Below are 11,460 nucleotides of genomic sequence, written 5' to 3' on the forward strand. Positions count from 1 at the left end.
ATGAGCCAAGACATACTCACACAAATTATTGTTACCGGCAGCGATCCTCGCGGCCTGCCGGAATTTAGCGCCCTGCGGGAAGAGATCAATAAATCCTCTCACCCGTCGCAGCCGGAGCTGAACTGGAAACTGGTGGAATCACTGGCACTGGCGATCTTTAAAGCCAACGGCGTGGATCTGCACACGGCGACCTATTACACCCTGGCGCGCACGCGTACACACGGGCTAGCCGGATTTTGCGAAGGGGTGGAGCTACTGGCGGCAATGATAGGCCACGACTGGGATAAATTCTGGCCGCAGGATGAATCAGCCCGTACCGGGATGCTTGACTGGCTCAATACCCGGACCGGTAATATCCTGCGCCAGCAACTGTCCTTTTCAGACACTAACCTGCCGTTGCTGTACCGGACTGAGCGCGCATTGCAGTTGATTTGCGACAAACTCCAGCAGGTAGAACTGAAACGCCAGCCGCACGTAGAAAACCTGCTTTATTTTGTGCAGAACACGCGTAAACGACTAGAACCACAGCCAAAAAGCAGCGTGGGTACTACGTCACAGACCACCGTCAGAACGTTGATCTATGCCCCGGAGAGCACACAGCCCGTCACGGAGGAAAGCCTTCCTCCCCTGCCCGACCTGCCGGAAATGAAGGTGGAAGTCCACAACGGCACCACACCGGTCGCCAGCGCCACGCCAGGCCGGAATTGTAAAGGTTTTATGGCGGGTATTGCCTGCACGACGGCTGCTGCTGCCGCACTCTGGTGGTGGCAGGTGTACCCGATGCAACAACAACTTTCACAAGTCAGGGATACAGCACAGGGCGCGGCAACAGTCTGGCTGTCGTCGCCTGAACTGGACAGTTACGGGCAACGGCTGCAACAGCTTCCCGACACCTCGCCGCTGCAACTGCTGGAAACAGGCATGCAGATGATGCAAACCGCAGACAGCCGCTGGCCGGAGAGTTTGCAACAGCAGCAGGCAACAGCGCAGTGGAATGAAATCCTGAAAACCCGCGCGCAAAGCAGCCCGCAAATGCGTGGCTTGCAGCAGGCGCGGCAAAATCTGCGTGACTTTGCCGACCTGATGATGCAACGGGAGACAGAGAAACAGGGCTTTACCCTCTCCTATATCAAAACCGTCACCTGGCAGGCGGAACGACTGCTGAATCAGGAAACGCCGCTGGAATCCCTGCTGACACAGTACCAGGACGCCAGGGCACAGGGACGGAATACGGAAGCGCTGGAAAAACAAGTTAATGAACAGATGAATGGCGTATTAAGCCGCTGGCTGCTGCTGAAAAGCAATGTAGCGCCAGAGTCGGCAACTAATGCAAAATCCGGAAAATAATAGTTAACGCGAGGAGAACAACATGGCAAATTTAATTTATTTAACACTGAACGGTGAAAAGCAAGGATTGATTTCAGCAGGTTGCTGTTCACTTGATTCTATCGGTAATAAAGCTCAGTTACTGCATCTTGATCATATTATGGTATATGAACTGACCCATGGGTTAAGTCGGGATCAAAATGTCAATCATCATTCAGTTACGATAAAAAAACCTGTCGATAAATCATCTCCTTTGCTGGGAAAAGCAATTAACGATAATGAAATATTGGCTTGTACTTTTGATTTTTATCGGACAAATCGATTTGGCATTAATGAAAAATATTACAAACTGGAATTAAAAAAAGCCCGAATTAGTGATATTAATTTCTCGATTGCACATGTAATCATTGACAGCGAAGTACAACCTCAGGAAAGTATTTCTTTTATATATGAATCAATCAACTGGGAGCACTGCATTGCCGGGACCAGTGCATACAGTTTATGGGATGAGAGGGTGTTTTAGTAAAGATTTTACAAATGAATGGAGGGTTTCACATGGTAAAGCGCACTGCAGCGGCACACAAAGGCATCCCAACAACAGAAAATCCGAGGAAAATCCCCCAGGTAAAAACCCGGACAACAGGAAAGGGTTCTGGACACCCCCCCAAAAAACTCAGCTCTCTTGATGAATGGAAGACTGGTCGGGAAAAAGCAATTGGGAATCCTGACTGGTATATTTATGATAATACAATCAGGAAACTTGTATCTGAGATTAATCAGCATTTATCAACATCTAAAAATATCGAAAAATATAAGCCACTGGACTGGAAATTGATTAAGGCAATGATATGGACTGAAACAGGTGCGACGGTAGCGGCGTGGAAAACAAGACCAATACAGATAGGAAACACAGGAGATGAGGGGATCAAAGAAGTGGCCATTCCTGCTCGCCCTAGAAAGTACAATATCATAATCCCGAAAACATGGAGTACTTATTTAATCAATAAGACAGATCTCATAAGGAGCAATCCAGAATATAATATCAGGGCTGGCATTGCTCTTTTAATGATAAAAATGTCAGAAACAGAAAAAGATAAAACTGTATATGATGATGAAAATGAATATACTTATGAAGTCGTTACTGGCGATCGTGGTTATAGCTCCATAGCCAAGAAAATAGGCACAACACAGGGTGTGCTTACTACACTGAATGGAGTTAAAATCATTCACCCAAGGAATAAACTTAAATATAAAAAAGCACATTTAGAACAGTATATACCAGGATGGTTTTTATTTACACCTGAAAACATTCAAAAACAATATAATATAGACCCAGCAAATGCACAACCTGGTCATAGAGGGGATCACACCTATGCGGATAAAATCAGATTCACATACGATCTCATTGTTGCAGATGAGAGAAAATAACGTTTACAAGGAATAATCAATGAACATAAAAAAAATTCTATTTCTTTTTTTTATATGTGGTGCAGCCAATGCGCATAACATCGATCCTGCTAAATGTAATAATGAAATACAACAGGGTGACGTCTACTGGTGCCTTATGGACAAATACCAGCAAAGTGTTATCGCTTTAAAAAAAGAAGAAATTAATGCACAAAAAAGGCTGGAAATATTCGATAATAATGAAGGGAAGAAAAGAGGCCTTAATGAAGATGGGACCCTTGCATACGATTCTAACATTCACCTTGCAAGAATAACCTTCCCCGAACTTCATCGTTATTTTATCATTTACAGGGAAAAACAATGCGGCTATTCATCACTTAGTATTGGAGCGCTTTCCGGTTATAGGGTTCCAATATCTTCATTATATTGCAAAACCGAGATGAATATTTCACAAATAAAATGGCTTAACGATTATATATAGAGATTATTATGCGCAAGGGATTCCTCATTATAATTAATTTCATTATGGTACTTTTTCACTGCAACTATTTATTTGCAGAAAATGTTAACCATATCGTTATTTATGATATGCCGCAAGACTTGCGGGATTTTTTTGAAACCGCTGATTCCTGTGAAGGATGGATAAGAGATTTTGATGTTCGTCAAGAAAAATTGACTTATCAGTTTGTAGAGGATTCGATTAAAAGAGACTGCTCAAACATTGAAAATAAATTACTCTCGATGAAAATAAAATACAAAAATAATAAAGATTATTCGGCAAGACTAACGGTCTATGATGATACCATCATAATATATGACGAATATAAAAAGACGTGGATAAAAAATGAAAGCCATAAGTAACTTTGTGACTATCATTAAATAATCTAATGGATGTAGTTATAATGGTGGTAGCGATTCTAAGTATGCAAAAAATTATCTTATATATATGTATTATTTACCTCTGCAACAGGAAATAAAAATCAATGATTAGTATTTCACAGATTTTGATAATATTAGCTCCGCTGATAATTAGCATTTCCTCAATCCATAGCACATATGCAAATAATGTTTATTATCTAAGTAAAAACAACTGTGAATCAGGAGAAGAGGCGGATCTTGTCGACTGCCTGAGAAATGAAGTCATTGAAAGCACTATAACGCTGAGAAAGGCCGAAGAAAATATCAGATTACGTATAAACAAATGGTCTGAAGTCAAAAGTGCAGCACTGGATGATGCTATCCCGATTGCACTTTACAGACTGGATAAATCTAATCAAGAGTTTATTCGTTATCGTCTTGCTCAGTGCTCGTTTGCAGAATCATGGGGAAATGGTGTGGGGAGTTTTACTCGCATATATTCCTGTATGGCTGAACTAAACAGACAAAGAGCCGAACAATTGATGCATGCTGATATTCCTAATTATACAGAGGATATAAAATAACCATGACCCGTTTACTGTTATGCTTTTTACTTTTTGTGTGCAACTCATCATATTCACGTGAGGAGCCAGAATATTCAAAAACATATACCCCAGACGGGTATTATTATTTATCTTCTAAAATCCCCAAAGAAGTTCGTCAACTAAGTTTATACACCGATAATTGTATTGTTTACCTATCTTTTTCAATAACAAAAAACCCAGTTTTGGATGATACCGTAAAAAACATACATAAATACTGTTCAAACTTAGACTCATGGAAAAGTAGACTGAAGATAAAGTATACTAATAACCATGAGACTTTACCAATTCTGACTATGACAGATGATGCTATTTTTCTTTATCATGATTATGAAGGTAAAATTGTTAAATAGGGAATAAGGTTGTCAGAAATCGTCTGTCAATATTACTATAACAAGCCAACACAGAATCATCATTGAATACAAAGGCTGAAGTTTAATTATAGTTACTTACGACTAAAAAATTAGCTCACAAAGGAGATTACAACAAACTATAATACTCACATATATTATCATTATTGCGAATGAGAAAAATAATTCTTAAGGATACTAATCAATGAACATAAAAAACATTCTATATATTTTATTTATATATAACACTGCCAGCGCACACGCTATAGAAACATCTGATTGTTCATACGACCAGTTAATACAACAAGATAGAGTTTACTGGTGCCTTATGGACAAATACCAGCAAAGTGTTATCGCTTTAAAAAAGAAGAAATTAATGCACAAAAAAGGCTGGAAAAATTCGATAATAATGAAGAAAAAAAAGAGGCCTTAATGAAGATGGGACCCTTGCATACGATTCTAACATTCACCTTGCAAGAATAACCCCCCCCGAATTTCATCGTTATTTTATCCTTTACAGGGAAAAACAATGCGGCTATTCATCACTTAGTATTGGAGCGCTTTCCGGTTATGGGATTCCAATATCTTCATTATATTGCAAAACCGAGATGAATATTTCATAAATAAAATGGCTTAACGATTACATATAGAGATTATTATGCACAAGAGATTCCTTATTATAATTAATTTCATTATGGTATTTTCTTACTGCAACTATTTGTTTGCAGAAAATGTTAACCATATCGTTATTTATGATATGCCGCAAGACTAACGGTCTATGATGACACCATCATAATATATGACGAATATAAAAAGTCGCGGATAAAAAGTAAAAGTAATGAGTGATTTTATGATTAGCACTTTAGCATTTACACAATAATTTAGAGAGAGAGAAGTAGTAACCAAACTCACATCATCTGGTTGTGTTTAAACCAGCAGGTTAACCCTGCAATTCGATAAGGGTTCGTTTTGTGGTGGTCTGTCCGGTGGTCTTGGCAAACTAAAAAATAGCATTCTTATTGAAAACAGTTCATTAGCCCAAAGAACTACACCGAGTCCGGCACCACTATTTAAAGAACCCGCCCGAAAGGCGGGTTCTTGCTTTCGAGTATTTCGAAAATTATTCCCATCAAATAACCCCTGTGATGGTAACATCACCATCACAGGGGTTGCGCGATTATTCCTTCACCACAATCAGCGGTTCAATATCGCTCTCTTTTTTAATCACCAGCGACTCGTCACCACGCAGGCAGGTACCGCCATAGTTACCACCTACGGTAAAGGTACAAACCTGGATATATTTACCGGCAACTTTTGGCAGACACCAAAGCTGCTGATAAATGTTCTTCTGCTCGGCAAACTTACCGCTGGTTTTATCCAGTAGCTCTTCCTGATGACTCACAAGATCGATGTTGCTGCCACAACGTCCTGCAATAGGTTTCACCGCATAACCGGTTTGCGCCAGCTCTTCATTAACAGTGAAATCCGTATCAAGCAGATAACGGTGGTGCGGGAACAGTTGCCAGAGGATCGGCAGAATCGCTTTATTGCCAGGGATAACCGTCCACAGAGGTTCGAAGACCAGCACTTCCGGGCGCAGCAACACATCGATTAAGCGCACTTCCTGATTCGTATGCCCGGTACGAATTGGCACCGCGGCGTACTCCGTTTCGCTGACCTCGCGCACCTGCTCAATTGCGGTTTCCCACGCCCAGGTCTTCCAGACGCAGTTCACCAGACGGCCGTCCCCGTCAATCAATTGACCGGCGTCATCCCAGCGCAGTTCATCCAGACCTCGCAGAATTTTGCTGTCAAACCCGGCCTGACGCAGCGCCTGCTGCATAAACTGCGCGTGATAGTTTTCCTCGATATCCTTATCCTGCATGATGTGGACAAACGGACGTGCGCGGCTGTGCTTCCAGGCCCCTGCCAGTTCGTTGATCAACCCTTCAGCCGGGTTGTGTCCCTGCCCTATGTAACCACGCTCGGCCCATCTTTCGAGAATCAAACCGGCTTCGGTATGGCACGATGCGGAATCGGCGTTGTACTCATACACCTTCAGTCCACGTTCATCCATACAGAAATCCATACGCCCCGTAATCATATGATGCCGACGACGCTGCCAGGAAAGGCGCAGGCGCGGCCAGAGGATTTTCGGGATATCAAACAGCGCCAGCAGGTTGTCGTCTTTCAGCACCTTGTCAGTCGCGTGCAGATACATCAGGTGCAGCTCGTTAGTGGCTTTAATCAGTTCCTGCTCGGCACTCTCGGTAATGGTGAAGTACTGATGCGGGTCCTGATTAATCACATGGCCGTTCGCCAGCACGTAGGCTTTTTGCAGCGGATCCTGCTCATTCAGCCATTTACCGTCAAATTGCCCGTTATCTTCCAGTCGCGCGCCGCCAATTTTTAGCGAGTCATTGGCGATCTCCGGCTGCGGTAGGCTGAAACGGGTATCATCGGTCTGGATCATCCAACCAAGAATAGTCGTATCGTCAAAGGTATCACGCAGGGTGTAACAACCGTTCTCAACCACCATCTCCAGTTCGCGGGTCCACTGCTGTCCGGGAGGCAGCGGCGTATGGAGCACGTTCTGTTCGGCAATACGGATTTTGTTTTCCAGCAACTGGGTGACGACCGCCACATGCCCGGTATCTTTAAATTCACCGCCTTTTTGCCAGATAAGCAGAGCCCCTGCTACCGGCGCGCGGGGCGAACCATTCGGAAATGCCTGTAACGGTAGGATGTTGTCATTCACTACTTCGCGCAGGAAGCGTAAGGAGAAGATCTCCCAGGCCATACCCACATCGGTGAAGACCATGCCATAGTTAAGGAAGAGAAAGCGGCGTGCGAACTCTACGCACTGCCATTTGTGGCCCATGTATTCATCGTCGATATAGCTGCGAAATGCTGCATCATCGTCGTAGTCCCGTGGGTCGAGGGAGCTGTAATCTGAAGAGTAGATTGCTACGCCACCTGGGGCATAGCCCAATAATGTCCCGAATGGGGCATCCTGACTGGTCGTTCCTTTGCTCATGCACCTTACCTCAAAACAATACAGCCTGAGCAGGTTGGCGTGAATTTTTCGCTCTGATTGCCTGCTCTGCGACACTAACCGGACAGAGGTCGACATCATCATACACCTCAACGCAGCGGCTGGCGCTCAGAGGCGAAAAATTCACAGCAGGAACTACGCTTTGGTCAGGGTGACCGGTACGCTTTTATACGCCGGAGTCAAACTTTGTGTATCTACTGCATCCAGCGAAAGCAGGACATTCGCTTCAGGCAGATAAGCGCCAATTGAGCCAGCCGCCATGTTGTAAATCACCACCGTTAAGCCGTACATGATGCGATCCGCGCAGGGCTGACCGTTGTCGTCCAGCGCCTGAACGTTGACCACATCACCCTGGCTCAGACCGCGGCTCGTCGCTTCTTCGGCGCTTAAAAACACCACATCCCGACGGCCAGTAATGCCACGATAGCGATCGTTCATACCATAAATCGTGGTGTTGTACTGATCGTGGCTACGCAGCGTCGCCAGAACCAGTGCATCAGCAGGCTGATGTTCCCGCTCTACCGCCCGCTGATGGCTGACGATAAAGTTGGCTTTGCCATTCTCCGTTCGCCATTCACGGCGCGAAGCAGGCGTATCCATACGAAATCCGCCCGGCTCGGCAATACGTGCGTTGTAATCGTGGAACGCCGGGATCACGGCTTCAATGGCGTCACGGATCAACGCGTAGTCCCCGGTAAATGCTTCCCAGCTGATCGGAGAATGCGGCAGCGTGGCACGCGCCATGCCCGCCACAATCGCGGGTTCCGATTTTAGCCAGCGGGAAGCCGGCTTCAGCGCGCCACAGGAAGCGTGAACCATCGACATAGAATCTTCGACGGTCACTGACTGGATCCCCGTCGCCTGCATGTCGCGCTCCGTTCGGCCTAATGCAGGTAGCAGGTAGTTATGCTTTGCCAGCAGCAGATGCGATCTGTTCAGTTTGGTCGCCACATGGACCTGCAGATCCAGATTTTTCATCGCCGCAAAGGTACGCTGCGGCTGGGGCATCGCTACCGCCAGATTGCCGCCCATGCAGATGAGCGCTTTTGCGTCTCCCCGCTCGATGGCCCGAATGCTCTCCACGCTGGAGCGTCCATGCTTGCGCGGAACGCGAATAGAAAAATGCTTCTCAAGGCGTTGCAGGAAGTCTTCGGACGCCGCTTCGTTGATCCCCACAGAACGATCGCCCTGCACATTAGAATGGCCGCGTAACGGGCAGATCCCCGCCCCCGGCTTACCCATATTGCCTTTCAGCAGCAACAGATTTACCAGCTGCTGGACGTTCTCGGTGCCGTTTTTATGCTGAGTGATGCCCAGACCATAACAAACAATCGTGGCGCTGGATTTACTGTAGCTGTGCGCCAGATCTTCCATCTGACTGCGCGTCAGGCCCGAGTCCTGTTCCAGCTCAGCCCAGTTATGCTGACGTAAGTCGTCATACAGCGCTGCATATCCCGCGGTATGTTGGTCGATAAACGCATGATCGAGCGTCGGCTGCTGATCCAGTAGGATCCGCGCTTCGTCCATTTCGATCAGCGCCTTCATTATGCCTTTGAGCAACGAGGCGTCACCGCCCATTTTTACCTGGTAGTAGTCGTTGCTCAGCTCCGTCGCCTGTCCGGTGAACATCTCTTTCGCGCTTTGCGGGAAGCTAAAGCGCTCAAGCCCCCTTTCGTTCAGCGGGTTGATGGAGATAATTTTGGCACCACGTTTGGCAACGTCGCGTAAGGTGGTCAGCATGCGTGGATGGTTAGTACCTGGGTTATGCCCGATACAAATCACCAGATCGCAGTGGTCAAAATCATCAAGTTCAACGGTCCCTTTCCCAAGGCCAATGGCCGGCGTTAGCCCTGCGCTGGTCGGTCCGTGGCACATGTTTGAGCAATCAGGAAAGTTGCTGCTACCATATTCGCGGGCAAACAGCTGATACAGGAACGCCGCCTCATTTGACGTTCTGCCGGAGGTATAAAACTCAACCTGTTGTGCTGAGTCATAGCTGCGCAGACGCTCGCCGATCTCCCGAAAGGCGATATCCCAATCCACCGCCTGCCAGGTGTCTGACATTGCATCGTATTTCATTGGATGCGTCAAACGACCAATGTTTTCCAGTTCATAATCGCTGTAGTGCCAGAGTGTGGAAACTGGGTGACGGCTGAAAAATTCCGGTGACGCTTTCTTACTGGTTGTCTCCCAGGAAACCGCCTTAACGCCATTTTCGCACAGCTCCATTGGCGCACGATGCCCGGGGTCCGGCCACGCACAGCCCGGACAATCGAACCCTTTCACCTGGTTCATTTTGAACATCGCGATAATGTCGCGCGCGACAGCCTTTTGCGAAAACACCGAAGCAGTGACGGCTTTTACCGCACCCCACCCACCCGCAGGGCCCTGATAACCGCTTACTCCTGGAACACCATTTTTCATTATTACTGCTTATTCACCGCCAATTTTTGATGGTGAATACGGTAGCAATTTCCGTCCAACATTGATTTCCTCTTCATGGAGTACGAGCCAGGTACAATGAACGGGTTAGATTTATCTTCCCCTTTCAGCACAAAGCGACATAAAGTCCCAATCTGTTAAATTGAGTTCTACCTAACTGCTACACTGCATCAACACAACCACTCAGAAGGCAGGTCAATATGTCAGACAATACCTATCAGCCCGCGAAAGTCTGGACGTGGGAAAAATCGAACGGCGGCGCTTTCGCCAATATCAACCGCCCGATTTCCGGCGCCACCCACGAGAGGACGCTGCCGGTTGGCAAGCATCCGCTACAGCTCTATTCGTTGGGTACGCCAAACGGGCAGAAAGTGACGATTATGCTGGAGGAGTTACTGGCGCAGGGTGTGAAGGGCGCAGAATACGATGCCTGGATTATCCGCATTGGCGATGGCGATCAGTTTTCCAGCGGCTTTGTTGAGGTGAATCCGAACTCGAAGATCCCGGCGCTGCGCGACCACTCGCAAAACCCACCGGTTCGCGTATTCGAATCTGGCGCAATCCTGCTCTATCTGGCGGAAAAATACGGTTATTTCCTGCCGCAGGATTTGGCAAAACGTACTGAAACGCTGAACTGGTTGTTCTGGTTACAGGGTGCGGCGCCGTTCCTCGGCGGTGGTTTTGGTCACTTTTATAACTATGCGCCGGTTAAAATTGAGTACGCTATTAACCGCTTCACTATGGAAGCCAAGCGCTTGCTCGACGTGCTGGATAAGCAATTAGCACAGAATCAGTTTGTGGCAGGAGATGAATACACCATTGCCGATATGGCGGTCTGGCCATGGTTTGGCAATGTGGTGCTGGGTAACGTGTACGACGCGGCAGAGTTCCTCGATGCAGGAAGTTACAAGCACGTGCAGCGCTGGGCAAAAGAGGTTGCCGCGCGTCCGGCAGTTAAGCGAGGTCGTATTGTAAACCGCACTAACGGGCCGCTGAACGAGCAGCTTCATGAACGTCATGACGCCAGCGACTTCGACACCAATACCGAAGATAAGCGCCAGGGCTAACGCAAGATGCCGGATGGCGGCATAAATGCCTTATCCGGCCTACATAGAAGGCGTAGGCCTGATAAGCGCAACGCCATCAGGCACTAACCGATTGTCACGCGCTGGTGACGTCGTACTCCATGCGGCGAAGTGCGTCTAACGTGGCTTTAGCTTCATCTTCATCAATGATGCTCATGGCGAACCCTACGTGCACCAGCACCCATTGCCCGACCAGCTCAGCGGTATCACCTTCACAAATCAGGGCAATATTGACATCACGTTTGATGCCGCACACTTCAACCTGCGCAAGCTGGTGAATATCTTCACCAACGGCCAGAACCTGACCAGGGACTCCAATACACATATCTGACTCC

The 11,460-nt window shown here is 46.9% G+C and carries 10 protein-coding genes; 7 read left to right on the top strand and 3 right to left on the bottom strand.

Annotation, left to right across the window (positions count from 1 at the left end):
• From SK38_RS18510 to SK38_RS18535, 6 genes are all read left to right on the top strand, one after another.
• A complete protein-coding gene (locus SK38_RS18510) occupies positions 1-1,347 on the top strand; it encodes a VasL domain-containing protein (RefSeq protein ID WP_048236759.1) in 1,347 nt (448 codons plus the stop codon).
• Positions 1,348-1,369: 22 nt separating this feature from the next.
• Positions 1,370-1,849: an Hcp family type VI secretion system effector gene (locus tag SK38_RS18515; protein WP_048236760.1), complete on the top strand. Its 480-nt coding sequence runs from the start codon at positions 1,370-1,372 to the stop codon at positions 1,847-1,849.
• 32 nt (positions 1,850-1,881) lie between these two features.
• A complete protein-coding gene (locus SK38_RS18520; protein ID WP_048236762.1) occupies positions 1,882-2,754 on the top strand; it encodes a hypothetical protein in 873 nt (290 codons plus the stop codon).
• Positions 2,755-2,773: 19 nt separating this feature from the next.
• Complete coding sequence (locus SK38_RS18525; protein ID WP_048236763.1) at positions 2,774-3,214, top strand: hypothetical protein; 441 nt, start codon at positions 2,774-2,776, stop codon at positions 3,212-3,214.
• Positions 3,215-3,222: 8 nt separating this feature from the next.
• Entirely contained in the window at positions 3,223-3,594 is a 372-nt protein-coding gene (locus SK38_RS18530; protein ID WP_048236764.1) for a hypothetical protein, read from the top strand.
• Between the two features lie 122 nt (positions 3,595-3,716).
• Positions 3,717-4,175 (top strand): lysozyme inhibitor LprI family protein, encoded by a 459-nt coding sequence (locus tag SK38_RS18535; protein WP_048236766.1) that lies wholly within the window; start codon positions 3,717-3,719, stop codon positions 4,173-4,175.
• A gap of 1,545 nt (positions 4,176-5,720) precedes the next feature.
• On the opposite strand, the gene gss is transcribed toward SK38_RS18535, so the two are convergent.
• Positions 5,721-7,580: a bifunctional glutathionylspermidine amidase/synthase gene (gene gss, locus SK38_RS18545; RefSeq protein ID WP_048236767.1), complete on the bottom strand. Its 1,860-nt coding sequence runs from the start codon at positions 7,578-7,580 to the stop codon at positions 5,721-5,723.
• A 153-nt stretch (positions 7,581-7,733) separates the two neighbouring features.
• Entirely contained in the window at positions 7,734-10,022 is a 2,289-nt protein-coding gene (locus SK38_RS18550; protein ID WP_048236768.1) for an FdhF/YdeP family oxidoreductase, read from the bottom strand.
• Between the two features lie 218 nt (positions 10,023-10,240).
• On the opposite strand from SK38_RS18550, the gene yghU reads away from it, so the two are divergent.
• On the top strand, positions 10,241-11,107 hold the full coding sequence (gene yghU, locus SK38_RS18555; protein WP_048236769.1) for a glutathione-dependent disulfide-bond oxidoreductase: 867 nt from the start codon (positions 10,241-10,243) through the stop codon (positions 11,105-11,107).
• A gap of 94 nt (positions 11,108-11,201) precedes the next feature.
• Here the strand turns inward: yghU and hybG are convergent, their stop codons facing one another.
• Positions 11,202-11,450 carry a hydrogenase maturation factor HybG gene (gene hybG, locus SK38_RS18560; RefSeq protein ID WP_003024459.1) on the bottom strand — a complete coding sequence of 83 codons (249 nt, stop codon included), beginning with the start codon at positions 11,448-11,450 and terminating at the stop codon, positions 11,202-11,204.
• Positions 11,451-11,460: the final 10 nt, after the last annotated feature.

The sequence above is a fragment of the Citrobacter sp. MGH110 genome (assembly GCF_001037515.1).
In the GTDB taxonomy this organism is placed as follows: domain Bacteria; phylum Pseudomonadota; class Gammaproteobacteria; order Enterobacterales; family Enterobacteriaceae; genus Citrobacter; species Citrobacter portucalensis.